Source organism: uncultured Pseudomonas sp., assembly GCF_943846705.1.
Taxonomy (GTDB): domain Bacteria; phylum Pseudomonadota; class Gammaproteobacteria; order Pseudomonadales; family Pseudomonadaceae; genus Aquipseudomonas.
This window is the reverse complement of record NZ_OX044366.1, coordinates 2,870,887-2,896,834: the sequence shown is the minus strand read 5'-3', so window position 1 is coordinate 2,896,834 and position 25,948 is coordinate 2,870,887. Positions and strand designations below refer to the sequence as shown.

General features: G+C 58.9%; 21 protein-coding genes, 1 tRNA gene and 1 pseudogene. 14 read left to right on the top strand and 9 right to left on the bottom strand.

Annotation, left to right across the window (positions count from 1 at the left end; genetic code table 11):
- The first annotated feature begins 199 nt into the window (after positions 1-199).
- The 3 genes from Q0V31_RS13665 to Q0V31_RS13655 all read left to right on the top strand — a co-directional run bounded on the left by Q0V31_RS13665 (position 200) and on the right by Q0V31_RS13655 (position 3,704).
- Positions 200-1,231 carry an extracellular solute-binding protein gene (locus tag Q0V31_RS13665; protein WP_298188325.1) on the top strand — a complete coding sequence of 344 codons (1,032 nt, stop codon included), beginning with the start codon at positions 200-202 and terminating at the stop codon, positions 1,229-1,231.
- 65 nt (positions 1,232-1,296) lie between these two features.
- Entirely contained in the window at positions 1,297-2,364 is a 1,068-nt protein-coding gene (locus Q0V31_RS13660) for a phosphotransferase (protein ID WP_298188324.1), read from the top strand.
- A complete protein-coding gene (locus Q0V31_RS13655; RefSeq protein WP_298188322.1) occupies positions 2,361-3,704 on the top strand; it encodes an aminotransferase class III-fold pyridoxal phosphate-dependent enzyme in 1,344 nt (447 codons plus the stop codon). The genes Q0V31_RS13660 and Q0V31_RS13655 overlap by 4 nt, the downstream gene beginning before the upstream one ends.
- Before the next feature lie 513 nt (positions 3,705-4,217).
- On the opposite strand, the gene Q0V31_RS13650 is transcribed toward Q0V31_RS13655, so the two are convergent.
- On the bottom strand, positions 4,218-5,054 hold the full coding sequence (locus Q0V31_RS13650; protein ID WP_298188321.1) for an EamA family transporter: 837 nt from the start codon (positions 5,052-5,054) through the stop codon (positions 4,218-4,220).
- A 450-nt stretch (positions 5,055-5,504) separates the two neighbouring features.
- Positions 5,505-6,380, bottom strand: a complete 876-nt coding sequence (locus Q0V31_RS13645) for a LysR substrate-binding domain-containing protein (RefSeq protein WP_298188319.1) — start codon at positions 6,378-6,380, stop codon at positions 5,505-5,507.
- Positions 6,381-6,507: 127 nt separating this feature from the next.
- On the opposite strand from Q0V31_RS13645, the gene Q0V31_RS13640 reads away from it, so the two are divergent.
- The 8 genes and pseudogenes from Q0V31_RS13640 to Q0V31_RS13605 all read left to right on the top strand — a co-directional run bounded on the left by Q0V31_RS13640 (position 6,508) and on the right by Q0V31_RS13605 (position 16,920).
- Entirely contained in the window at positions 6,508-7,677 is a 1,170-nt protein-coding gene (locus tag Q0V31_RS13640) for a 2-aminoethylphosphonate--pyruvate transaminase (protein WP_298188318.1), read from the top strand.
- A gap of 251 nt (positions 7,678-7,928) precedes the next feature.
- The gene (locus Q0V31_RS13635) at positions 7,929-9,266 is read left to right on the top strand and encodes an MFS transporter (protein ID WP_298188317.1); all 1,338 of its coding nucleotides are present in this window, start codon (positions 7,929-7,931) and stop codon (positions 9,264-9,266) included.
- A gap of 48 nt (positions 9,267-9,314) precedes the next feature.
- Positions 9,315-10,142, top strand: a complete 828-nt coding sequence (phnX, locus tag Q0V31_RS13630; protein WP_298188316.1) for a phosphonoacetaldehyde hydrolase — start codon at positions 9,315-9,317, stop codon at positions 10,140-10,142.
- A gap of 125 nt (positions 10,143-10,267) precedes the next feature.
- On the top strand, positions 10,268-11,788 hold the full coding sequence (locus tag Q0V31_RS13625; RefSeq protein ID WP_298188314.1) for an aldehyde dehydrogenase family protein: 1,521 nt from the start codon (positions 10,268-10,270) through the stop codon (positions 11,786-11,788).
- A 347-nt stretch (positions 11,789-12,135) separates the two neighbouring features.
- A pseudogene (acs, locus tag Q0V31_RS13620) lies at positions 12,136-14,101 on the top strand (acetate--CoA ligase).
- A 385-nt stretch (positions 14,102-14,486) separates the two neighbouring features.
- The gene (locus tag Q0V31_RS13615) at positions 14,487-14,834 is read left to right on the top strand and encodes a RidA family protein (protein WP_298188312.1); all 348 of its coding nucleotides are present in this window, start codon (positions 14,487-14,489) and stop codon (positions 14,832-14,834) included.
- 46 nt (positions 14,835-14,880) lie between these two features.
- Positions 14,881-16,272, top strand: coding sequence for an FAD-dependent oxidoreductase (locus tag Q0V31_RS13610; RefSeq protein WP_298188310.1), 1,392 nt, complete (start codon positions 14,881-14,883; stop codon positions 16,270-16,272).
- A 294-nt stretch (positions 16,273-16,566) separates the two neighbouring features.
- Positions 16,567-16,920 (top strand): RidA family protein, encoded by a 354-nt coding sequence (locus tag Q0V31_RS13605; RefSeq protein ID WP_298188309.1) that lies wholly within the window; start codon positions 16,567-16,569, stop codon positions 16,918-16,920.
- A 429-nt stretch (positions 16,921-17,349) separates the two neighbouring features.
- Here the strand turns inward: Q0V31_RS13605 and Q0V31_RS13600 are convergent, their stop codons facing one another.
- From Q0V31_RS13600 to dapA, 3 genes are all read right to left on the bottom strand, one after another.
- Complete coding sequence (locus Q0V31_RS13600; RefSeq protein ID WP_298188307.1) at positions 17,350-18,219, bottom strand: phosphoribosylaminoimidazolesuccinocarboxamide synthase; 870 nt, start codon at positions 18,217-18,219, stop codon at positions 17,350-17,352.
- An 87-nt stretch (positions 18,220-18,306) separates the two neighbouring features.
- Positions 18,307-19,425: an outer membrane protein assembly factor BamC gene (gene bamC, locus Q0V31_RS13595; protein WP_298188305.1), complete on the bottom strand. Its 1,119-nt coding sequence runs from the start codon at positions 19,423-19,425 to the stop codon at positions 18,307-18,309.
- A gap of 17 nt (positions 19,426-19,442) precedes the next feature.
- Positions 19,443-20,321 (bottom strand): 4-hydroxy-tetrahydrodipicolinate synthase, encoded by an 879-nt coding sequence (dapA, locus tag Q0V31_RS13590; RefSeq protein WP_298188304.1) that lies wholly within the window; start codon positions 20,319-20,321, stop codon positions 19,443-19,445.
- Positions 20,322-20,548: 227 nt separating this feature from the next.
- On the opposite strand from dapA, the gene Q0V31_RS13585 reads away from it, so the two are divergent.
- Together Q0V31_RS13585 and Q0V31_RS13580 are read left to right on the top strand one after the other, a co-directional pair.
- Entirely contained in the window at positions 20,549-21,106 is a 558-nt protein-coding gene (locus Q0V31_RS13585) for a glycine cleavage system protein R (RefSeq protein ID WP_298188303.1), read from the top strand.
- A gap of 11 nt (positions 21,107-21,117) precedes the next feature.
- On the top strand, positions 21,118-21,591 hold the full coding sequence (locus Q0V31_RS13580) for a peroxiredoxin (RefSeq protein ID WP_298188302.1): 474 nt from the start codon (positions 21,118-21,120) through the stop codon (positions 21,589-21,591).
- Positions 21,592-21,644: 53 nt separating this feature from the next.
- On the opposite strand, the gene Q0V31_RS13575 is transcribed toward Q0V31_RS13580, so the two are convergent.
- Positions 21,645-22,709 carry an AI-2E family transporter gene (locus Q0V31_RS13575; RefSeq protein WP_298188301.1) on the bottom strand — a complete coding sequence of 355 codons (1,065 nt, stop codon included), beginning with the start codon at positions 22,707-22,709 and terminating at the stop codon, positions 21,645-21,647.
- Positions 22,710-22,775: 66 nt separating this feature from the next.
- Positions 22,776-23,027, bottom strand: coding sequence for a sulfurtransferase TusA family protein (locus Q0V31_RS13570; protein WP_298188300.1), 252 nt, complete (start codon positions 23,025-23,027; stop codon positions 22,776-22,778).
- Between the two features lie 106 nt (positions 23,028-23,133).
- Here Q0V31_RS13570 and Q0V31_RS13565 point away from each other — a divergent pair, with 106 nt between their 5' ends.
- Positions 23,134-24,567 carry a M48 family metalloprotease gene (locus Q0V31_RS13565; protein WP_298188299.1) on the top strand — a complete coding sequence of 478 codons (1,434 nt, stop codon included), beginning with the start codon at positions 23,134-23,136 and terminating at the stop codon, positions 24,565-24,567.
- Positions 24,568-24,612: 45 nt separating this feature from the next.
- Here Q0V31_RS13565 and nadA read toward each other — a convergent pair whose 3' ends face one another.
- Both nadA and Q0V31_RS13555 read right to left on the bottom strand, forming a co-directional pair.
- A complete protein-coding gene (nadA, locus tag Q0V31_RS13560) occupies positions 24,613-25,671 on the bottom strand; it encodes a quinolinate synthase NadA (RefSeq protein ID WP_298188298.1) in 1,059 nt (352 codons plus the stop codon).
- A gap of 165 nt (positions 25,672-25,836) precedes the next feature.
- Positions 25,837-25,912, bottom strand: a tRNA-Lys gene (locus Q0V31_RS13555).
- Positions 25,913-25,948: the final 36 nt, after the last annotated feature.

The window sequence follows — 25,948 nt, the reverse complement described above, 5'->3', positions numbered from 1 at the left end:
TACCATCGTCTACCTATGACAACAATAAAAGCTCGGAGGACATCGCATGCAGCCCACCCATCCCCATATGCGACAGGATGCGTCGGCATTGCCCAGGTCATTTATCGGCAATGCTGCGCCCCTCAGCCCGAATCAAAACTGCCTCCCCCCTCAAGTAGCCCCAGTACGTCGGACCTCTGGTTTATTAAGGAGCATTCCTATGTTCAAGAAATTCGCAGCCTTACTGTTGCTGGCCGGCGCGACCGTCCCAGCCCAGGCAGCCGAAACGCTGACCGTGGTGTCGTTCGGCGGCGATAACAAAGTGGCCCAGGACAAAGCCTTCTATCAACCCTTCTCGGCGCAGCACAACGCCTCTGTCATAGCGTCCGAATACAATGGTGAAATGGCCAAAATCAAAGTAATGGCCGATACCGGCTATACCAACTGGGACGTGGTGGAAGTCGAGACGCCGGAGCTTGTGCGTGGATGCAGTGATGGCCTATTTGAACAACTGGACTGGTCAAAACTAGGTAAGAAAGAAGATTTTCTCGACGCGGCTGTGAGTGACTGCGGCGTCGGGATCTTCATCTGGTCCACCTTACTCACCTATGACTCCAGCAAACTGGCCGAAGCGCCCACAAGCTGGGCAGACTTCTGGGACACCGAGCGCTTTCCAGGTAAGCGCGGCCTGCGCCGAGGCGCCAAGTTCACCCTAGAGTTTGCGTTGCTCGCTGATGGCGTGCAGCTGGATGATTTGTACAAGGTGCTCGGCACCAAGGAAGGCGTTGACCGGGCTTTCCGCAAACTCGACCAACTCAAAGCCAATATCCAGTGGTGGGAGGCCGGCGCACAACCCCTGCAATGGCTAGCCTCTGGCGACGTAGTGATGACCTCTGCATACAACGGCCGTATCACCACTGCGCAAAAAGAAGGTCGGCCGTTCGTCATGCAGTGGAACGGTAGCTTGTACGACGTCGACCACTGGGCCATCGTCAAGGGCAGCAAAAACAAGGCGTTGGCCGAGAAATTCATCGCTCTGGCCAACCGTCCAGAGCAGCAGAAGGTGTTCGCCGAGGCGATTCCCTATGGCCCGACCAACATCCACACTCTCGCCCTGATCGACCCCGCGATCCGCCCCGCTCTGCCCACTGCGCCGGAAAACCTTGCGCACGCGCGGGCCATGGACACCGAGTTCTGGATCGACCATGGCGAGGCGCTGGAACAACGCTTCTTCGCTTGGGCCAGCCAGTAACCTCTCATGCCCGTCCGGCGTCGCCGGGTGGGCTGCTTATGCATGAGTCGATGGAGTCCTTCGCAGTGTCTCTGAATACCGCCCCCGTACACGACCACCTGCTCGAAGTCGCTCCGGCGCAGGTCAGTCTCGAGCAGGCTGCCGCCATCGCCACCGAACACTTCGGCCTGCATGGCGCCGCCCAGCGTCTCGCTGGCGAGCGCGATCTGAATTTTAAAATCAGCGCTGCTGACGGTGTAACCCGTCTGCTTAAGCTGTCTCATCCGCTGGAAGATCCTCAGGTTGTGGATTTCCAGAATGGCGTTCTCTTGCACGTTCAGCGCACCGACCCTGAACTGCCGGTGCAGCGCGTCTACCCGGCGCTGGACGGTTCCTACCAGTTCGCCGTAGAGGTTGACGGCCAGCGCATGCTGGCGCGCCTGATGTCCTTCGTGGAAGGCTTACCCTTGCACCAAGTAGCCGAGCGCAGCCTGGCCTTACGGCAAAACCTCGGGGATGCGCTGGCTCGCCTCGACCGCGCCATGCAGGACTTCAGCCATCCGGCTTCTGGCCATGAATTACTCTGGGACATGAAGCATGCCTCCCGCCTGCGGCGCTTGCTCCCGCACATCGACCACGGCAAAAAACGCGCGCTAGTGGAGCGATTCCTCGATAATTTCGAGGAACAGGCTTTGCCGCATCTGACGAAATTGCGTGCGCAGGTCATTCACAACGACCTCAACCCGCACAACGTCATCGTCGATGCACATCACCCAGAACGCATCCTCAACATCCTCGACTTCGGCGATATGGTGTATGCACCGCTGGTCAACGATCTAGCGGTCGCCGCCGCCTACCAACTGGGCGGAATCGACGACCCCCTCGCGCCCGCGAGCGAGCTAATCGTCGCCTACCATCGGCGCAATCCGCTTTTGCCCGACGAGCAGACGATCCTCGTGGACCTGATCGCCACACGCCTGGTTATGACCCTTTGCATCACCGCCTGGCGCGCCAGCCTGCACCCGGAAAATTGCGATTACATTCTGCGCAATAGTCAACACGCCTGGCAGAGCCTACAGGGCCTAGCTAACCTGTCGCGCCACCAGGCTCAAGCGCAAATCATCAAGGCCTGCCAAGAGGAGCCACACGCATGAGCATGCTCAATGGGTTCAGTCCGGCCGACGCCGAGCGCCTAAGCCAACAGGAACGGGCATTAATCGAGCGCCGCGAGCGTCTGCTTGGCCCGGCCTACCGTCTGTTTTACGAGCGCCCTCTGCACACGGTGCGTGGCGAGGGGGTCTGGCTCTACGACGAACAAGGCCGACGTTACCTGGACGCCTATAACAATGTCGCTTCGGTCGGCCATTGTCATCCGCGCGTGGTCGAAGCGATTTGTACACAGGCCGCTCAACTCAATACCCATACGCGCTACCTGCAGCAAGGCATCCTCGACTATGCCGAGCAACTGCTGGCTACCTTTCCCGCCGGTCTTGAGCGAGTGATGTTCACCTGCACCGGCAGCGAAGCCAACGACCTGGCCCTGCGCATCGCCCGCCACTTCACCGGTGGCGAAGGGGTGATCATCACCCAATTCGCTTACCACGGCGTTACCGGAGACATCTCGGCGCTTTCGCCGTCGCTCGGAGCCGGAGTCCGCTTGCCGGCTCATGCACGCTGCGTTCGCGCGCCAGACGCCTACCGGCTTGGGACGCAAAACGTCGCGGCCGCCTTCGCCGCCGACGTGCGCGCGGCCATCGACGACCTGCGCGCCCGTGGCATCAAACCTGCCGCGCTGCTGCTCGACGGCATCTTCGCCAGTGATGGGGTGTTCGCCGAGCCCTGCGGCTTTCTCGCCGAAGGCGTGGCCCTGGCGCGCGCTGAAGGGCTGCTGTATATCGCTGATGAGGTGCAATCCGGGTTTGCACGCACCGGCGAAAACATGTGGGGTTTCCAGCGTCATACCGTGCAGCCAGACATCGTCACCCTGGGTAAACCCATGGGTAACGGTCAGCCCATCGCCGGCGTCGTGGCGCGCGCCGATTTGATCGAAAGCTTTGGCCGCAGCGTGCGCTATTTCAACACTTTCGGCGGCAACCCTGTCTCCTGCGCCGCTGCCAAGGCCGTGCTGGAGGTTATCCAAGAAGAGGGTTTACAACAGCGTTCGGCACAGATTGGCGACTATCTGCTGCAGGGTTTCCGGCGTCTCGCCGAACACCACGAACTGATTGGCGACGTACGCGGTGCGGGGATGTTCTTTGGTATCGAGTTGGTCAGCAACCGGGAAACCAAGGCACCGGCAGCACAGGCTACCCGGCGCATCGTCAACGATTTACGCGAACACGGCGTGCTGATCAGTGCCGCTGGGCCTCTGGAAAACATCCTCAAGATCCGGCCGCTTCTAGCGTTCGAAAAGGAGCACGCCGACCTGATGCTTGACGCGCTGAATCAAGTGCTTAACGCCAATAAGCCATCACACACGACCCCTGTTCTTTAATGGCCTCATAGGCCTCGCTGCTAGGCAATCGTTGCAGTGCGTCCTGGCGGGTGATGAGGCCATCGCATACTTCAATGAAACGCAAAATATCCATATTTTAAAACTGACTCAAAGAGGCAGAGTAAGTGAGTCGCCCTAGTTTCGTAGATGCTACTGAGTGTCGGCTTTTGGCCGCTGTCGTCTATCGCGACGGGCAGTTATCGACTCAAAGCGGCCAACTTGGATTGAGACCTGACGGAACGTATTTATCACCTAATGGGTGTCCATAAAGCGCAACGAACTATCTTTAGTCGCCCATCCAGTACTGCTAACACATGGGTGTGCAAGCGCACACCGCCACTCTTGTTGATGGCTGTTCTGCGCTGGACTGCATGCTTTCATTTGGGTTGGCAGATATTGCTGAAGTGCGACTGTAATCAAGCGAACTTGCTTGATAAATTGCTATATCGCCTCAACGAGCACCGCGATGCGTGCTTGATCGATGAATTTTGCATGTGGCGCAGCAGTGTTTGGCTAAGCCGCGCACTTGATCAGGATAATTCCCAGCGTCACGGTTACTGCGGCAATCAGCCGGCGATGACCGAAGGGTTCCTTAAATAGCAGCGTGGCAATCACCGCGCCGATAATTACGCTGCTCTCGCGCAGAGCGGCGATTTTTGCCACGTTCTCCAGCGTCATGGCCCATAACACCAGTGCATACGCCGCGCTGTAGGTCAGCCCGCCAAACACCGACATACGCCAGTGTTGGCGAACGTGTCGACCCAGCGCGGGGCCCCGTCGCCAGGCGGCGAACAGGGGGATCGGTATGCTCAGCAACAGGGTGAAATACACCAGGTACTGGAGCACGCTCTCTGAGCTGCGCACGCCATGGGCGTCGATCACCGTGTACAAAGCCACGCACACTCCAGCGGCCAACGCGTTGCGCGGTGCCTGCCAGTTCTGGGTTACGTGCAGCAAGCTGAGCACCCCGAGTGACAACACCACCACGCCGACGATGCCCAGGTCCGGCAGCGACTCTCCCAGCCAGACGGCTGCAAACACCACGACCAGCAATGGCGGTAAGCCGCGAACCAGCGGATACACCTGGCCGAAGTCGCCGAAGCTGTAGGCGCGGATTAGAAAGTAGCGATAGAACAGGTTGACCAAGGTCGATAGGCCAATCACGACCCACACCTCTAATGAAGGCAGGTCAACAAAGGGCAGCAATGCCAAAGCTACGACAAATGCCACGCCATCAACCATTGCCATCGATGACAAACGGTCACTGCTGGACTTGACCACCGCGTTCCAGCTGGCGTGCATAAACGCCGAAATCAAAACCAGTAGTGTGGCCAGGTTGGCATCTGACATGGTGGTGCTCACAGAGAAGACCCACTCAGCATGCCAAGCATAAAGCCATCATTCCAATCGATTTAGTGGCTATCAGGTATCAGTAAGGCTTATTTATAGACTGAGAACCCAAATGCTGACTCAAATGCCAGGCAAGGCTGACTGTAGCCTCGGCCTGTAGTCAGTTGGCGTCTTCGCCGACCATAAAAGCGGCTATCAGGCGCGACTCCGTGCGCCGTTCAAGGCAGCCGCTTATATGTCGGCTTATCAAGTTACATCCTACGCCGCGACCATCAAGCCATCGCTACGACTACCCCTTCTAACGGTGCGCGCGCCACTATTGAGTGCTGTTACAGGGTGGCCGCGCTGCATGGACAACCTCAAATAACCGATTACAGCCGATAAAACACGCGGGCGTGGGAAAGTCTCGCCGTCGGCTAGTCCGGCGGACTGACCGCAACAGTCGCCGATTTAATCAGTGATACTCGAGCGCACCACATCAAGAAAGGTCTCGATGACTCGTCGCGTGCCTTGGCTACGCAGACACACCAGGGTCTCGGTCATATAGCGCTGGCAATCCTCAATCGGCAAGACACGCATGCTGCGGCTGCTGCCAAACTCAGCCGCCGAGACGATGCCCACCCCCAGCCCAGCGGCGACCATCTCGAACACCGCCTCGCGTCCCTCTACCTCAATGGCTGGGCGCAGTCTGGCGCCCACGCGCAGCATCTCGTCCTCAATGCTTTGCCGGGTCATTGAGCCACGTTCGCGTAACACCAGCGGTGTGTCGTCGAGGTCGGCCAGCACAATAGATTCGCGCTCGGCCCAGGGATGCCCCGGGCCGACAAAAGCCACCAGCGGTGCCGTGCTGAGTACATGGGTCAACAGGCTTGGGTCTTCGATCGGCCGGCCAAGTACGGCGAAGTCGGCCTTGAACTCGAACAGCCGTGCCAACGCCTCGTCGGTATTGCCGGTCACCACGCTGAAGCGAATACCCGGGTAACGCTCGTTGAACCGGGCGATAAATGGCAGCACATGCACCGGCGAGTCGACCGCCAGGGTCAGACTACCGGCTTGTAAAGCCTGTGAGCTGGACAGCAGTTCCTGCGCTTCTGCTGCTACGGCATACAGGCGCTGGGTGATGCCCAGCAACTGCTCGCCCAGTTCAGTCAGCTGTACCGAACGCTTCGTGCGGTTGAACAGCAACACACCGAACTGCTCTTCCAACTTGCGCACTTGGTCGGATACTGCCGGCTGGCTGAGAAACAGACGTTCTGCGGCACGGGTAAAGCTGCCTTGCTGGGCCACCGCATGAAAGGCTCGTAGCTGCGCGTGTGATACCGCCATGAGTACTCCATTAATAATCTGAGCTTATTTTAGAAATACTATAAATCGATTTTATTTATTATCTATAACTTGTTTTTATCTTCTCCAGCACGGCGTACCGCCGCCTCAACACACGCTGGAGACGATCATGAGCAAAGCTGAATTCCCCATCGCCCGTCCTGCCCTTAACGCCCCCGCCCTAGGCGAGCCGTACCTGCTCACCCCAGGTCCACTGACCACCTCGCTGGCCACCAAGCAAGCCATGCTTAGCGATTGGGGTTCTTGGGACGCCGACTTCAACCGCATCACCGCTGAAATCCGCCAGGGCTTGCTAGTGATGGCAGGCGTGCATGACGACAGCTACGCCTGCGTGCCCCTGCAAGGCAGCGGCACTTTCGCCGTGGAAGCCGCGCTGGCCACCGCCATCGCGCGTGATGGCAAAGCCCTGGTGCTGATGAACGGTGCCTACGGTAAGCGTGCCACGCAAATTCTCGACTATTTGGGCCGCGACTATATTGCTCTGGATAAGGGTGACTACCTGCCACCGCAGCCAGAAGAAGTTGCCGAATTACTCACCGCCAACCCCGACGTCACCGACGTGTTCCTGGTTCACTGCGAAACCAGTTCGGGCATTCTCAACCCGCTGCGCGAGATCGCCGACGTGGTCAAGGCTCATGGTAAGGGGCTGATTGTCGACGCCATGAGTTCCTTCGGTGCGGTTCCGCTGACCGTCGATGAGATCCCTTTCGACGTCATGGTGTCCTCGGCCAACAAGTGCATCGAGGGCATCCCCGGCTTTGGCTTCGTCATCATCCGCCGCACGTTGCTGGAGCAGTCAAAGGGCCGCGCCCACTCGCTGAGCCTGGACCTGCTAGAGCAGTGGCAATACATGGAGCGCACCGGCCAGTGGCGCTTCACCCCGCCGACCCATAGCGTAGTGGCCTTTCGCAAAGCGCTGGAACAGCACGTTGCCGAAGGTGGGGTCAGCGGCCGGCAAATGCGTTACACCAACAATCGCAATGTCCTGGTCAGTGGCATGCGCGACCTGGGCTTCCAGACCCTGCTGGAAGATCGCTGGCTGTCGCCAATCATCACCACCTTCTTCAGCCCGGCCCACCCGAACTTCGAGTTCAAGCGTTTCTACGACGAACTCAAGGCCCGTCAGTTTCTGATCTACCCCGGCAAGCTGACCACCGCCGAGAGTTTTCGCATCGGCTGTATCGGCCAGATCGACGAACGCATTGTCGCTCAGTTGCTGCGCGCCATTGCCGATGCCCTCGCGGTTATGGGTGTAGATACGTGCCAACCCGCTGCCTAAGAAACGCGACCGTCATGCACCTTGAGTACCTGTAATACGGAGCCGACTCGCAGAGCTTGATCCAGGATACTGACACCGACGTCGTTGCGCGGTGTCAGTATCCGACGCAGCAGCGTAGGAAAGAAACTCTGATTCGTTGGTCCCGATACATCTGGATATACCCGTTCGCGAGAACGGCGAAAGAAGTGCTTTTAACAACAACAAATTGCAGTCGTTGAACTGCAAGCACACTAAATTCAGAGGACCGCAGCATGAATCATTCGACAAGCCCCTCCCCCTTCAACCTCGGCAGCCTAAAGCGCTGGCGTCTACAGATATTTGCCATCACCTGGCTGGCTTACGCCGCCTTCTACTTCACCCGCAAGGCCTTCTCGGTGGCCAAGCTGGGCATTGGTGATGACCCTGACTTCATGATGGAAAAGTCGGTCATGGCCAACCTGGATGCCCTGTACCTGGGTGCCTATGCCATCGGTCAATTCACCTGGGGTATTCTCGCCGACCGCTTCGGCCCGCGCATCGTGGTCCTCGGCGGTCTGCTGATCTCGGCCGCCGCCGCTGCGATCATGGGTACCTTCGCCACCCTGCCGATCTTCGCCACCTGCATGGTGGTGCAAGGCCTCGCCCAGTCCACCGGTTGGTCCGGGCTGTGCAAGAACATTGGCAGCTTCTTTTCCACCCAGGAACGCGGTCGCGTACTTGGCTGGTGGTGCACCTGCTATGCCTTCGGTGGTCTAGTGGCTTCGCCCTTCGCTGGCTGGATGGCTTATGAGGTCTACGGCGACTGGCGCGCGGCCTTTATTGCCACGGCTGCAGTGGTGGCCGCAATCGCCGTGCTGTTCTTCATCTTCCAGCGCAACACGCCGCAGGACGTCGGCCTACCAGCGGTCGAACCCCTGACCGAGTCGGGCGATGGTACTGCACAGGCGCATCCCAGCTTTCTCGCCTGCCTGAAAACCATCCTCAAGAATCGCACGGTGCTGGTGCTCGGCCTGGCTTACTTCATGCTCAAGCCGGCGCGTTACGCCATCCTGCTGTGGGGCCCGGTGATGGTTTACGAGCGCATGCCGGAGATTGGCAAAATTGCCTCCGCCGTGGTGCCGACCGCCTTTGAGGTCGCCGGCCTGGTCGGACCGATCCTGATCGGCCTGCTCTCGGACAAGGTGTTTGGCGCCCGCCGTTTTCCTGCCTGTGTAATCAGCCTGCTGGCGCTGACCGTGAGTCTGGTGCTCTTCGTACCGGCCATGAACACCGGCAGCGTACTGGTAGTGGTTGGCTTGCTGTTCATGATGGGCCTGACCCTGTACGGACCAGACTCGATGATCAGCGGCGCCGCGGCCATCGACTTCGGCAAGCAAACCTCCGGCACCGCAGCAGGCTTCGTCAACGGTTGTGGCTCGATCGGCGCAGTACTCGGCGGCCTGCTGCCCGGCTACTTCGACACCGAGACGGTATTCCTCTGCTTCACCGCCTCTGCTGTGGTCGCCATCCTGATCATGCTGCCGTTCTGGAACAGCCGTCCAAATGCCCAGCCGAGCAGCGAATCCTTTATCCCCAGCCGTGACATCAGCAACGCACCGGTCAAGGCCTGAACCCACTAACCACTCGCCCTCTTTCGGCAATCAATTGGAGTCACTCACATGAACTATCAATCCCCCGACCAACTGCAAGCCATCATCCTCGACTGGGCTGGTACGGTCGTCGACTTCGGCTCCTTCGCGCCGACCCAGATCTTCGTTGAGGCCTTCGCCGAATTTGGCGTCGAGGTCAGCCTGGCTGAAGCCCGCGGCCCGATGGGCATGGGTAAATGGGACCATATCCGTACCCTGTGCAATGAACCGCAGATTGCCGAACGCTATCGTGCCTCCTGCGGCCGCCTGCCGACCGACGAAGATGTCACCGCCCTCTACAAGCGCTTTATGCCGCTGCAGATCGAGAAGATCGCCGTGCATTCAGCTCTGATTCCCGGCGCTCTGGACACCATCACCGCACTGCGCAAAACAGGCCTGAAAGTCGGCTCCTGCTCTGGCTACCCGGCTGTGGTAATGGAGAAGGTGGTGCAGTTGGCCGAACGTAATGGCTATGTTGCCGACCACGTTGTCGCGACCGATGAGGTACCCAACGGCCGTCCGCACCCAGCGCAGGCCCTGGCTAACGTGATCGCCCTTGGGATCAGCGACGTCGCCGCCTGCGTCAAGGTCGACGACACCTGGCCGGGCATTCTTGAAGGCCGCAGCGCTGGCATGTGGACGGTAGCCCTGACCTGCTCCGGCAACGCCCTTGGCCTGACCTACGAGCAGTTCCGCGCCTTGCCGGAAGAAAAACTGGCACAGGAGCGCGCACGCATCGGCCAGATGTTCGAGGCCTCACGTCCGCATTACCTGATCGACACCATCAATGAGCTACCGGCAGTGATTGAAGACATCAATGCTCGCCTCAAGCGCGGTGAAACCCCGCAGAGCGCCTAACCTAAGCTCACGCGGGAGCGCCGCAGAGGCCCCTCCCGCCACCTGTTTTGCACATCTGCTCCAGCACGGTCGCGTCCAACACAATGGCCGGCCAGCGCTCCCGATCAATACGAGAGGTCGTCCACATGATTTACGCCAAACCCGGTACTCCAGGCGCACTTATCAACCTAAAGCCGCGCTACGGTAACTTCATCGGTGGCGAGTTTGTCGCCCCAGTCAATGGCCTGTACTTCACCAACACCAGCCCGGTGGATGCCTCGGTAATCGGCGAATTCCCCCGTTCCTCCGCGGAAGATATCGAACGCGCTCTGGATGCCGCCCATGCCGCCGCCGATGCCTGGGGCAAGACCTCGGTACAAGATCGCTCGCGGGCTCTGCTGAAAATTGCCGATCGCCTTGAGGCCAACCTCGAGCTGATGGCCGTCGCTGAAACTTGGGACAACGGCAAAGCCGTACGGGAGACGCTCAACGCCGACGTGCCGCTGGCCGTCGACCACTTCCGTTATTACGCCGGCTGCATCCGCGCACAGGAAGGTAGCGCCGCCGAAATCAACGAACACACCGCCGCCTATCACTTCCATGAGCCGCTGGGTGTGGTTGGGCAGATCATCCCGTGGAACTTTCCGCTGCTGATGGCCGCCTGGAAACTCGCTCCGGCCCTGGCAGCGGGTAACTGCGTGATCCTCAAACCAGCCGAGCAGACGCCGCTGTCGATCACCCTGTTCGCCGAACTGGTCGGCGACCTGCTGCCACCGGGCGTTCTGAATATCGTCCAGGGTTATGGCCGTGAAGCCGGCGAAGCCCTGGCCACCAGCAAACGCATCGCCAAAATCGCGTTCACCGGTTCCACCCCGGTGGGCTCGCACATCTTGAAATGCGCGGCCGAAAACATCATCCCGAGCACCGTTGAGCTGGGCGGCAAGTCGCCGAACATCTTCTTCGAAGACATCATGAGCGCCGAGCCTCAGTTCATCGAGAAGGCCGCCGAAGGCCTGGTGCTGGCCTTCTTCAACCAAGGCGAAGTGTGCACCTGTCCGTCGCGGGCGCTGGTGCAGGAGTCCATCTACCCGGCGTTCATGGCCGAGGTGATGAAGAAGATCAAGCAGATCAAGCGTGGCGACCCACTGGACACCGAAACCATGGTCGGCGCCCAGGCTTCCGAGCAGCAGTTCGACAAAATCTTGAGCTACCTAGAAATCGCCCAACAGGAAGGCGCCGAGTTGCTCACCGGTGGCGCGGCGGAACGTTTGGAGGGCGACCTGGCCAGCGGCTATTACATCCAGCCGACCCTGCTCAAGGGCACCAATAAGATGCGCGTGTTCCAAGAGGAAATCTTCGGCCCAGTGGTGAGCGTGACCACCTTCAAGGACGAAGCCGAAGCCCTCGCCATCGCCAACGACACCGAGTTCGGCCTTGGCGCCGGCCTGTGGACCCGCGACATCAACCGCGCCTACCGCATGGGCCGGGCGATCAAGGCGGGCCGGGTGTGGACCAACTGCTACCACCTGTACCCGGCGCACGCCGCGTTCGGTGGCTACAAGAAGTCCGGCGTCGGTCGCGAGACCCACAAGATGATGCTCGACCACTATCAGCAAACCAAAAACTTGCTGGTCAGCTACGACATCAACCCCCTGGGCTTCTTCTAAGCGCTGGCCCCGACGGCAATCCGTCGTCGGGGCCAGCGCTTCTCTGGATTGCCGCTAACCATGCAACCGCGCCGCTCTCGAAGCGGCGCGCGGGGATGTCAGGTCGCGGTATTGGCTGGGGGCGGATGAGGTCCGCGCTTTTGCCTCGCGGACCTCATCCGCCATCCACTCAGCAAGATCACCTTCTCAGCCGCTGCAGGCGTGGCCTCGCTGTTGCGTACTGGCCGTTGCAAACACCGCTATCGACGGTTTGCACGGGGTGGTTCTGACAATGCCAGGTTGCCTGCGCGCTAAGGCAGCTTGAGCCAGCGCATACAAAAACAATTACTCCAGCTAGGTATTTAAAGATGAGTGCGACTTCTTCGTATTCCGTTCGCCCCGAGGTTCTGCTCAATACGCTGACTGACGAGACGACGTACAAAGCCATGTACCAGCAGTCAATCGTCAACCCGGACGGTTTCTGGCGCGAGCAGGCTCAGCGCCTCGACTGGATTAAGCCGTTTACTAAGGCAAGCAGACTTCATTTGACGATCACCACGTCGACATCAAGTGGTTCGCCGACGGCACCTTGAACGTTTCCTACAACTGCCTGGGTCGGCACTTGGAAGAACGCAGCGATCAGCTGGCGATCATCTGGCGATCATCTGGGAGGGTGATGATCCGTCCGAGCACCAGCACATCACTTACCGCGAGCTGCACCAGCAAGTGTGCAAGTTCGCCAATGCCCTGCGCGGTCAGGACGTGCACCGTGGCGACGTGGTGACCCTTTATATGCCGATGATTCCGCAAGCGGTAGTGGCGATGCTAGCCTGTGCCCGCATCGGCGCGATCCACTCAGTGGTGTTCGGCGGCTTCTCGCCGGAAGCCCTGGCGGGTCGAATTATCGACTGCAAATCCAAAGTGGTGATCACTGCCGATGAGGGCATTCGTGCCGGCAAGAAGATCCCGCTCAAAACCAACGTCGATGACGCACTGACCAACCCGGAAACCAGCAGTGTGAAGAAAGTCATCGTGTGCCAGCGCACCGCTGGCGAGATCAAGTGGAACCCGCACCGTGACATTTGGTACGAAGACCTGATGGCGGTGACGTCCAGCCATTGCGCGCCAAAAGAGATGGGGGCCGAAGAAGCGCTGTTCATCCTCTACACCTCCGGCTCCACCGGCAAGCCCAAGGGCGTGCAGCACACCAGCGCCGGCTATCTGCTGTACGCCGCGCTGACCCATGAACGGGTATTCGACTACCAGCCGGGCGAGGTTTATTGGTGCACCGCGGACGTCGGCTGGGTCACCGGCCACAGCTACATCGTCTACGGCCCGTTGGCCAACGGCGCGACCACGTTGCTGTTCGAAGGTGTGCCCAACTACCCGGATATCACCCGCGTCGCCAAGATCGTCGACAAGCACAAGGTCAATATCCTCTACTCCGCTCCAACGGCAATCCGCGCCATGATGGCGTCAGGTACCGCCGCCGTTGACGGTGCCGATGGCAGCAGCCTGCGCCTGCTGGGCTCGGTCGGTGAGCCGATTAACCCGGAAGCCTGGGATTGGTACTACAAGAACGTAGGCCAATCCCGCTGCCCGATCGTTGACACCTGGTGGCAGACCGAAACCGGCGGCATCATGATCAGCCCTCTTCCGGGCGCAACTGCGCTCAAGCCAGGCTCGGCAACCCGTCCGTTCTTCGGCGTGCAACCCGCGCTGGTGGACAACATGGGTAACCTGCTGGAAGGGGCCGCCGAGGGCAACCTGGTGATCATCGACTCCTGGCCGGGCCAGGCGCGCACCCTGTATCGCGATCACGACCGCTTCGTCGACACCTACTTCACAACTTTCAGGGGGATGTACTTCAGCGGCGACGGTGCGCGCCGTGACGAAGACGGTTACTACTGGATTACCGGCCGTGTTGACGACGTGCTCAACGTGTCTGGGCATCGCATGGGCACCGCCGAGATCGAAAACGCAATGGTGGCCCACCCGAAGGTCGCCGAAGCGGCGGTGGTGGGTGTACCGCATGACATCAAAGGACAGGGCATCTACGTCTACGTCACCCTGATCGGTAGCGAAACGCCGAGCGAGCCATTACGCGTGGAACTGAAAAACTGGGTGCGCAAAGAGATTGGGCCGATTGCCTCACCGGATGTCATCCAGTGGGCACCGGGCTTGCCGAAAACTCGCTCGGGCAAAATCATGCGGCGCATCCTGCGCAAGATAGCCACGGCGGAATACGACGGGTTGGGGGATACCTCCACCTTGGCGGATCCAGAGGTGGTCATTCATTTGATAGATACGCACAGAACCATGAACGTCGCCTGACCGGCGTTAGTGCCAACCAGCCCCTGCCCGGCAACTTGCGCGCGGGGTCTTTTTGTTTCTCATGTAATCAGCCGTGGAGTCGCCCGGGGTGTTGTCGGGCAGGTGCTCCAGGCTCAGAGACCAAGCGGGTGCATGCTCGAGGGCTGCTAGGGGCGCTTGCGCTCGCCATAACCCTCGGCGGTTGTGCCCCGAGGCATCGGCGAAAACCCATGAGCCGTGTCCATCCCTCCCGAGATACCTCTGCTCGGCAACCTGTCAGGCCGCAACTAACAATCTCAGCTTATTTATGAAATACGATAAATCGATTTTTCTTATTCGCTGCAAATTGCTTCCATAACTGCACGCCTCACGCTTCGCCAGCCACCCGACAGCACTGGAAGACATCATGAATATCGAACGCTTTGAAACCTCTGCGCGCCGCTCCGATATGGTGCTGCACGACAACACCCTGTACATCGGGGGCCAGGTTGCCGCAAACACCCAAGGCGACATTGAGGCTCAGACCCGCGAGATCCTCGGCAATCTCGAGGCGATGCTGCTCAGTGTCGGCAGCAACCTCAGCCGGGTGCTCTCGGTACGCATCCTGTTGGCTGACAGGGCTGACTATGCAGGACTCAACCGGGCCTGGGACGACTTCTTTCCAGAAGGCCATGCGCCGACGCGCGCCTGCACTCTGGCCGAACTGATCAACCCGGACTGGCGAGTGGAAATGATCGTGGTAGCCGGGCGCTGATCAAGCTCACGGCACGCTTGCAACCTAACCATTCGGAAGCCTCGCGATGAGACCTTACTGGCTCGACCAAGCCTTGCAACAAGATACCTCTGCACCTTGTGCACCTCTACGGCAGGACATCCAGGCTGATGTCTGCATCGTCGGCGGCGGCTATACCGGCTTGTGGACGGCGATCATGCTCAAGGAGCAGAACCCCGAGCTCGACGTGGTGATTATCGAGGCCGACATTTGCGGCGCCGGGGCCAGCGGCCGAAATGGCGGTTGCGCGCTGTCCTGGTCGGCCAAGTACTTCACCCTAGAGCGTCTGTTCGGGGTAGAGGAAGCCATCCGCCTGGTTAAAGCCTCGGAGCAGAGCATCTACGCCATCGGTGATTTCTGCCAGAAGTACGGGGTGGATGCCGACTACCGCCTCGACGGCACGCTCTATACCGCGACCAACCTCGCTCAGGTCGGCGCCACCGACGGCGTTATCGCTGCGCTAGAGCGCAACGGCATCAACTCGTTCAGCAGGCGCCCACTGGCCGACGTGCAGCGCTTGGCCGGATCTAATAAACACCTGGAGGGTTGGTTCTCGCCGGCGGCGGCCAGTGTGCAGCCCGGTAAGCTGGTCCGCGGCCTGCGCCGAGTTGCCCTGGCTCTAGGCGTGCGCCTGTATGAAGGCACGCCCATGACCAAGCTCAACGAGGGATTGCCGGCCACCGTGGTCACGGCCCATGGGCAGATCAAGGCGAGTCGCGTGGTACTGGCGATTAACGCCTGGATGGCCAGCACCTTAGCGCAGTTCGAGCGCAGTGTGGCGATCGTTTCCAGCGACATGATCATCACCGAGCCACGTCCGGATCTACTGAAGAAAATCGGCCTGACCAGCGGCGTGACGGTGCTCGACTCACGGATCTTCGTGCACTACTACCACAACACTCCAGACGGCCGAATCATGCTCGGCAAAGGCGGCAACACCTTCGCCTATGGCGGGCGCATGCTGCCGGTATTTGACCAGCCGTCGCCCTACGAGGGCCTGCTACGCAAGACCCTGATCGATTTCTTCCCGGCTTTCGAAGGCGTCGGCATCGAGTCAACCTGGAACGGCCCCTCGGATCGTTCGGTCACCGGCTTGCCGTTCTTTGGTCGGCTGGAGCAGGCGAGTAATATTTTCTACGGCTTTGGCTACTCGGGAAGTGGCGTCGGCCCCTGCCATATGGGCGGGCAGATTCTGTCCTCGATGGTGCTGGGCCTGGATAACGAGTGGACGCGCTCGCCCCTGCTCAATGGCCCGCTCGGCTATTTCCCCCCGGAACCGGTTCGCTACCTTGGCTCGCTGATGGTGCGTAACGCTGTTCGACGCAAGGAACAGGCCGAAGACCACGGCAGGCGGCCACGTTTTCTGGACATCAGCCTAGCGAAATTTGCCGCCGCGGCCGGCAAAGCGGATAAGGCTTAGCAGCCTCGGTTGCAGACGAGTCGTTCATATTCGCCTCCACCACTTAACCTCCAACTCAGCGGCATAGCCATGGTTCGTTTAGAGTTAGCTGAACCGCGCTCATCACTGGCGTGTAATGTCATCGAAATCTGACGATCATCAGGATGAATATCTGCTTTGTGCGATTTCCTGCTTTTGGTCTAACTCTGCCAGCTACAACAGGCGAAAATCGGCTCTGGGGGAACTGTCTTCGCCAGTTGAGGGCACTGAGAAACAATAACTTTTCACATCACGCTGATTTAGCAAAGGAATCTCATGAGCATTAAACGATATGAAACAGCCGCGCGGATGAGCCGAGTCGTCGTACATAACCAGACCGCCTATCTCTGTGGCCAGGTCGCAGAAGATCGTAGCGCCGGCATTCAGGAGCAAACCCGCACCATGCTGGCTAAGGTCGATGCGCTGCTGGAGTCGGTTGGCAGCAATCGTGAGCAGTTGCTGTCAGCCACCATCTACCTGAAGGATATGAGCCTGTTTGCCGAGATGAACAGCGTTTGGGACAGCTGGGTTCCGTCAGGCTTCGCCCCTGCGCGTGCCTGTGTCGAGGCCAAGATGGCCAGTCCGGAGTTGCTCGTAGAGATCTCGGTGATCGCAGCCATTACTAAGTAATTAGATTTGCTGCGTGCAGCTTCATATTCACTTTCTGGCCTGCTCAACTATCAGAGTAAAACAGCTGCGGACACAGTAGCGTTCAACCCCTATCGTCCCGCCATACAAAAAAGCCCCGTACTCAATGAGTTACGGGGCTTTTTCTCGCCTACCGGAAAGGCAGTATCCGTTTACGATACCAGTGGATCTGTCCAAGTCAGTTCAGGCCGCAATGCTTAGCTCAAAGCCGCACTCCAAGCCGACCTGAAGGGGAACGCCGCCTACCATAATTCACACTGCGGCTAGCCCCTGCTACCAGGCTGATAGCCTTGAGCAGCTCAACTAAACGATCTCGAATACGCTATTTGGGTTAGAACAACTGCCCTACTCATGCGCAGGGCATTGGCCACCTTGTTGTCGACACCCAAATCTTCAAACGTACAAAGCGATTTATACAGTCAGTCGCGTCAGGGCTTCGCGGTATTTATCTGCAGTCTTCTGAGCAACATCTGCAGGCACGGCAGGGGCTGGCGGCTCTTTATTCCAGCCAGTGGACTCTAGCCAGTCACGCACATACTGCTTATCGAAGCTTGGCGGATTCTTGCCTTCTTCATAGCTGTCAGCCGGCCAGAAGCGGCTGGAGTCCGGGGTCAGAGCTTCGTCCATCAGTGTCAGCGTGCCCTCCTCATCCAAACCAAACTCGAACTTGGTGTCGGCAATGATGATGCCGCGTGTAGCGGCGTATTCAACCGCTGCGCTGTACAGCGCAATCGAGGTGTCACGCACTTTGGCAGCCAGTTCAGCACCAATGATCGCTTCGCACTGGGCGAAGGAGATGTTCTCGTCGTGATCGCCCACGGCGGCCTTGGTCGAGGGGGTGAAAATTGGCTGCGGCAGCTTGGCAGCTTCTTTGAGGCCGGCTGGCAACTGAATACCGCAAACGGTGCCGCTCTTCTGGTATTCCTTCCAGCCGGAGCCAACGATATAGCCACGCACAATCGCCTCGACCGCCACAGGCTGAAGACGCTTTGCAACCACAGCACGACCTTCGACCAGCGGTAATTCAGCAGCCAGCACCACATCTTCGACCTTGTCACCGGTGAAGTGATTGGGCACCAAGTGCGCCAGTTTGTCGAACCAGAAGTTGGAGATAGACGTAAGAATCTTGCCCTTCTCCGGAATTGGTTCAGCAAGGATCACGTCGAACGCAGAGAGGCGGTCAGTGGCGACCATCAACATACGCTTGTCGTCGATCTCGTAGAGGTCGCGGACTTTGCCCGAATAGATTTTTTTCAGGCTTAAAGTAGTGGCTGTACTCATGTCGAAATTTCCGCCTTTGGTAAACAAAACAGGCGAAACCCGTCGGGTTTCGCCTATTAATAGTGCCGGTGCAGCAGTTGCCTGCTGTCAGCCAAGGTTTTCCTGGATTAGGTCAAGCACCTTGCGCGCCACATCAGCTGGGGCAATGGTGTTGAGGTCTTTTTCCACAGTGACCTGCACGCTATCGCCAACACCTGTCAGGCGAACCTGATAGCGCTCAGCGCGGGCGTCGATCTCTTCCTTACTCGCTTCGCTGCCAAAAACCTTGCCGAAGAAGCCTGGCTTATCGTCCGGCTTTTGCGCCCGCTCTGCCAGGTTGATGTAGTACACGCCTAGGCTGCGGTTGATGTCGTCGATGCGCACATCGGCCATTTCCAGGGAGCGGCCCACACCGGACCAGGCACGATCAAAGTCGGCACCCAGGCTCAGCACCGGGTTGCCGTTACCGTCTTCGGACAGGCTGACGCGGTTAGGTGCGTCGTAGTCGCGAGCGGCAAGTAGCGATACCGAGCCACCCTGCTCAGCACTGCGCGCCAGGGTGACAAGCATTTCATCCAACAGCGCGGCGTCCAGACTCGGATTATTGCTGCGATTGGTGAATGCCACGTCGGCCGTACTGCCGGCCGGACGCTCAGCGCTGACCACAAAGATTTCACTGGTATTACGCTGTACACCAGGCTCGATACGCACCCGCACGCGGGTTTCCGCGTCTGGAGTCGCGCTCGATAAACGACCACTCAGGCGACGCGCCATAGATTCGGACAAGGCATCAAAATGCTGCCAGCCAGTGCTGAACTCACCGGTTTGCGGACGCTCTTCAGCAATCTGAAAGCCATTATCGGTAAAGAACTGGCGCGCCACCGGCCACACTTCTGCGGGTACGCGCTGCGCTACGAGCCAGCGCGACTCGCCGCTCTTTTGCAGGCTGAACTCGCTGGCATTGCCTGCTACCGCCAATGACTGCGGGCGCGGCACGGTGAACTCACCTTTATCCGTAGTGGTCGCTACCTGCTGCGGCACGGGCAACAGTGGGTCGATACGCTTGGCTTGCACATTTGCCGGCATCTGCATGGTGGCCGTCTGGCGGGCTTCGAGGTAATCACTACCACGATCACGGAAATAGCCGTTTTCGCCATAAATCCAGCCACAACCGCTGGTACTAGCGATGATCAGAGCCAGTGTTGAGAGTCCGGTGAGTCGCTTCATGCGTCGTAATTCCTCAATTAAACCAATACGCCGGACTGGCGCATGGCCTGACGCAGCGGTTCATGACAACGCGGGCTGAGCCAGGTCAGCGGCAGACGGATACCGTCCGGCATCAAACCCATCTCATGTAGAGCCCACTTAACCGGAATCGGGTTGGACTCAATAAACAACGACTTGTGCAAGGGCATCAGGCGATCATTGATGGCGCGGGCGATAGCCGCTTCACCGCGCATGGCAGCAGCACACATATCACTCATGGCGCGCGGTGCAACGTTGGCGGTCACTGAGATATTGCCCTTACCGCCCATCAGTATCAGCTCAACGGCCGTGGCATCGTCACCCGAATACACAAGGAAATCCTTGCTGACGCGATCCAGTACTTCCTGAGCGCGCTGCAGATCGCCGGTGGCTTCCTTGATACCGATGATGTTATCGATCTTAGCCAGCCGCTCGACCGTCTCCGGCAGCATGTCGCAGACGGTTCGGCCCGGCACGTTGTAGAGAATCTGCGGAATGGCAACTGACTCGGCAATGTGGCGGAAGTGCAGATACAGCCCTTCTTGAGTCGGCTTGTTGTAGTACGGCGTGACCAACAAGCACGCATCAGCACCGACATCTTTGGCTGCGCGGGTGAGCTCGACCGACTCACGGGTGGAGTTGCCGCCGGTGCCGGCGATGACCGGGATACGCCCAGCCACCTGATCAACGACGCGGCGGATTACTTCAATGTGTTCGTTCACATCAAGCGTGCAGGACTCACCCGTAGTGCCGACCGCGACGATGGCGTTGGTGCCCTCCTGCAGGTGGAAATCCACCAGTTTGCTAAGGCTGTCCCAATCAAGACCACCTTGTGCATCCATGGGCGTAACCAGTGCCACCATACTGCCCGCAATCATGCAACCGCTCCTGCCGGAAAAAGAGAGCGGTAATGGTACTGGGGCCACCTGCCTTGCACAAGGCGAAGTACCGTCGCGGCGTGCATACAATTTATATTGCTCAACCGCGGCACAATCCTCACCCGCCCAGACCGTTGGCATTCCCCTAAGCGATGCTTTTCGCTACCCTTCGGCCTTTGATCGGCACTGCCCGTGCAGGCCGACCCTTTATTGTTTAGGAAGGCTGCATGTCCACCCCCCCAGTACGCGAACAATTCCTGCTTATCAGCGCCCTTGGCCGCAACGCCATGGAGCTGACTAACGTGCTCTGCCGCACCAGTCACGAGAACCGTTGCGCCGTGGTCAGCACCCGCCTGAGCCGCCATGGCGAATACAGCGCACTGGTACTGCAAATATCCGGCAGCTGGGATGCGCTGGCGCGCCTTGAGTCGAGCCTGCCAGCACTGGCGAAGAAACACAGCTTCACGGCAAACGTAATTCGCAGCGCCGCGTCCGACAGCCGCCCGCAAGCACTGCCTTATGTAGCGTATGTCAGCTCGGTCTACCGGCCGGACATTCTCAATGAGCTGTGCCAGTTCTTTATCGACCATCACGTCGAGCTGGAGAACCTTACCTGCGACACCTACCAGGCTCCGCAAACCGGCGGCACCATGCTCAACACCACACTGACCGTGACGCTACCCGCCGGTACGCAGATCAGCTGGTTGCGCGATCAGTTTCTCGACTTCGCCGATGCCTTGAATCTGGATGCTTTGATAGAACCTTGGCGTCCACAGACCCCATAAAGGAGCGCGTTATGGCCGTAGCACTCGATACCCCGGTTGCCGATTTCCAAGCACAGGCCACCAGCGGTCAAACTGTTGAGCTGTCCGCACTCAAGGGCCAGCAGGTCGTGATCTATTTCTACCCGAAGGACAGCACCCCCGGCTGCACCACCGAAGGCCAGGGTTTTCGCGACCAATACCCAGCGTTTCAAGCCGCCAACACCGTGGTATTTGGCGTATCCCGGGACGGCATCAAGTCTCACGAGAACTTTAAGAGCAAACAGGCATTTCCTTTCGAGCTGATCTCCGACAAGGATGAAGCTGTTTGCCAGCTGTTCGAGGTGATCAAGCTGAAAAAACTCTACGGCAAGGAATATCTAGGCGTCGACCGCAGCACCTTCCTGATCGACAAAGACGGCGTACTGCGCCAGGAGTGGCGTGGCGTTAAAGTGCCGGGCCATGTCGATGCTGTGCTGGCTGCAGCCCAAGCGCTGAATAAGGCTTAAGGCTTCACGCAAGAAAAAGCCGACCCTTTGGCCGGCTTTTTCTTGCCTACAACTTATTTGGATGCCACCTGCTCTCTGCGCGGCCAGGCGTCGATGACCGCCTTGAATAAGGTGGCCAACGGAATGGCAAAGAACACGCCCCAGAACCCCCACAGGCCGCCAAACAACAACACTGCACAAATGATCGCAACAGGGTGCAGGTTGACCGCCTCGGAGAACAGCAGCGGCACCAGAACGTTGCCGTCCAGCGCTTGAATAATGCCGTAGACCACCATCAGGTAGATGAACTGGTCCCCCAACCCCCACTGGAACAAGCCAATCAGCGCCACCGGCACTGTCACCACCACCGCGCCGATATACGGCACCACCACTGACAAGCCGACAAACAATGCCAGCAGCGCGGCGTAGTTAAGCCCCAAGTAAGCAAACGCCACATAGGTGACCACGCCACAGATGATGATCTCGATAACCTTGCCACGGATGTAGTTGGCAATCTGCTTGTTCATCTCCTGTGCCACGCGGGTGATCAGCGACCGCTCACGCGGCAAGTAGCTGCGAAACCATGCGCCAATCAGCTCACGATCCTTGAGGAAAAAGAACACCAAAATTGGCACCAGCACCAAGTAAATCATGATGCTGACCAGCATCGGCAAGCTGGACAGGGAAAACGACAGTGCCCATTGGCCGAACTTGCCAACCTCGCCGCGCACCACCTCGATCAGCTGCAGCACCTGCGCATCAGTGATCAGCGTCGGATAGCGCTCCGGCAATAATAGAAACAGCGACTGCCACTCGCCCAACATCCGCGGCAGCTCATTGAACAGGGTACTCAACTGCTGCCAAAGCAGCGGCATCAGTACCAGCAAAAACAGCGCGAGCATGCTCATAAACAGGGTAAACACCAGCCACACTGCCACCACCTGGGGCAGACGCAAACGCTCAAAGGCATTGACCAACCCTTGCATCAGAAACGCCAGCACCATGCCAGTTAACACCGGCGCCAGCATGCCGCCCAAAGTCAGAATGGCAGCAAAGCCGACGATCAGCAGCAGCGCCAACACCACCGCCTGCTCATCGGAAAAATAACGGTGTAGCCAATCCTGAAACACCTTGAACATCGTGACTCCCTACCCGGACAACAGTGTATTTATAACGATTTAACATCAGCACTGATCGTAGCGGCGCTATGCCTTGCGCAACCAATAACGGTACACGCCGCCCTCGACCTCTTCACGTAATAAACCATGCCCGGCGAGGCTCGCGAATGCACGAAAATCGCGCTGCGAGCCGGCATCGGTAGCCGTAACCATAAGCACCTCGCCACTGGCCAGACGATTGAGCTCCAGCTTGGCCTTGAGTAAAGGCAGCGGACAATTGAGGCCACAAGCATCAAGTTGCGCGTCGAAGTCTTCGGCACGCCAGTGCATATCAGTCATTTATCTACTCCAGGAGGGCCGCAAGGATAACCAAGGCTGCACAACCCTGGCCAGCACCGCAGCCAGGCAGCTACAGTATCGCCTTTGTTCGACGCGAGCTTTGTGCATGAGCCTTTTGCGCCCCACCCTGTTGACGCTTGCCTGCCTGCTGGCAGCCCCCAGCATAGCGAGTAACCTGCCCTCCCTTGGCGACGCCAGTTCTTCCATCGTCTCGCCCCAGCAAGAACACCAGCTAGGGCGCGCCTGGCTGAGCCTGGTGCGCGGCCAGGTCAGCCAGCTCGATGACCCGCAACTCAAGGACTTCATCGAGACGAGCGTGTATCGGCTGAGTGAAACCAGCCAGCTGCAAGACCGTCGCCTGGAGTTCGTCCTGCTTAACAGCCCGCAGATCAACGCCTTTGCCGCCCCCGGCGGGATTGTCGGGGTCAATGGCGGCCTGTTCCTGTATGCCCAGACCGAAGCCGAGTATGCCTCGGTCATGGCCCACGAACTGGCGCACTTGTCACAGCGCCACTTTGCTCGCGGCCTGGAAGCTCAGCAACGCATGCAGATCCCGGTGATGGCCGGCATGCTGGCCGGCATTGTCGCCGCTGCCGCCGGTGCCGGCGACCTGGGGATCGCGGCAATCGCCACCACCCAGGCGGCGGCGATGCAGGAACAGCGGCGCTTCTCGCGCCAGAACGAACAAGAAGCCGACCGTATTGGCCTGGTCAACCTGGAGAAAGCCGGTTTCGACCCGCGCGCCATGCCCAGTATGTTCGAACGCTTAATGCGCCAATATCGCTACGACCGCAAGCCGCCGGAGTTCCTCCTGACCCACCCAGTGTCGGAGTCGCGCATCGCCGACACCCGCAACCGCGCCGAGCAATACACAACCACAGGCACCACCGACAGCGTGCGCTACCAGCTGATGCGCGCCCGCGTGCAGTTGATCTACGAAGAAACACCAGGGATTGCCGCCAAGCGTTTTCGTAGCATGCTCGACGAAAACCCAAACATGGAGGCCGCTCGCTACGGCCTGGCCATTGCGCAACTGAAAAGCAGCCAACACAAACAGGCCCGCGAATCCCTGCAACCACTGCTTGCAAGTACACCCAACGACGTCAGCTACAACCTGGCCCAAGTTGAACTGGACATGGCCACAAACCGTCTTGCCGAGGCGCAAAACCGCATTAGCCGGCTGCTGACCCTCTACCCCAGCAACTATCCGGTTAATCAAGCGCACATCGATCTGCTGATCAAACAAGCACGCACCCAAGAGGCGGAGCGTGCGCTCGACGAGATGCTGAAAAGTCGCGGCAACGATCCAGACGTTTGGTACCAGGTGGCAGAAGTGCGTGGTCTGAGCGGCAATACCATTGGCCTGCACCAGGCCCGCGGTGAGTTTTTCGCCTTGATCGGCGACTACAAGCAGGCGCTGGAACAGCTCGATTACGCCAAGCGCCGCGCCAGCAACAATTTCCAGTTGGCGTCACGCATCGATGCCAGGCAGCGGGAGCTGATAGAGGAGCAACGCATCATCGAACAGATGCTGCGCTAGACACAAAAAAGCCAGGCAAATGCCTGGCTTTTTTCTGCTGCTCGCTTAAGCGTTACCACTCAGCTTGAGTCGCGCCGCATGGGTGAAGTCCAGCATGCGCTTGAGCGGCTTGATCGCCTTGGGGATCAGCGCCGGGTCGACAAATATCTCATTACTGCCCTCGCGCAAGCACGCCAGAGTGCGCTGCAGGGTATTCATCGCCATCCATGGGCAGTGCGCACAACTGCGGCAGGCTGCGCCATTACCAGCGGTCGGCGCAGCAATAAACTCTTTATCCGGGCACAGCTGCTGCATTTTGTAGAAGATGCCGGCATCGGTAGCAACGATAAAAGTCTTGTTCGGCAGCGTCTGCGCGGCGGCAATCAGCTGGCTGGTCGAACCCACAGCATCAGCCAAATCGATCACTGCCGTCGGTGACTCGGGATGAACCAGGACCGCTGCATCTGGGTACAGCGCCATCATGTCTTCCAGCTGCTTGGACTTGAACTCCTCGTGGACAATGCAAGCGCCATCCCACAGCAGCATGTCAGCACCGGTCTTATTCTGAATATACCGCCCCAGATGCTGATCAGGTGCCCAGATGATGCTCTCGCCGTTGTCCATCAGGTGCTCGACGATTTCCACCGCGCAACTGGATGTCACCACCCAGTCCGCACGCGCCTTCACCGCCGCCGAGGTATTGGCGTACACCACCACCGTGCGCTGCGGGTGTTGATCACAGAACGCCGAGAACTCTTCCACCGGGCAACCCAGGTCAAGCGAGCACGTCGCCTCCAGCGTCGGCATCAGCACACGCTTCTCCGGGTTGAGAATCTTCGCCGTCTCACCCATGAATTTGACCCCAGCCACCAGCACCGTCTGCGCGGGATGCTGATTGCCAAAGCGGGCCATTTCCAGCGAGTCGGAAACGCAACCACCGGTCTCCTCGGCCAGAGCTTGCAGCACCGGGTCACAGTAATAGTGTGCAACCAGTACCGCGTTCTGCTTTTTTAGCTCAGCAGCGATTTCGGCACGGTAAAAAGCCTCTTGCTCAGGCGTCAGCGGCTTGGGCTGCTTGGCATCGAGGTGAGCTTGTACCAGCAGGCGTTCGGAAATCTGCGTCATGTCATCAGGCCCTGTGAAGGTCTATCAGCGCGGCACTCGAGTATACCCGTCAGCTGGCGGCAGAGCAGGCGGGATGGTCGAGATAAAAGTTACAGATAAAAAAAAGCCTGAAAATTCCTTTAATCAGAACTTTCAGGCTTTCTTGTCCTTCCGAAGAAGGAAATATGGTGGGTCGTGTGGGATTCGAACCTACGACCAATTGGTTAAAAGCCAACTGCTCTACCAACTGAGCTAACGACCCGCTGCGAGGCGTATAATACTGATTTAATTCAGGATT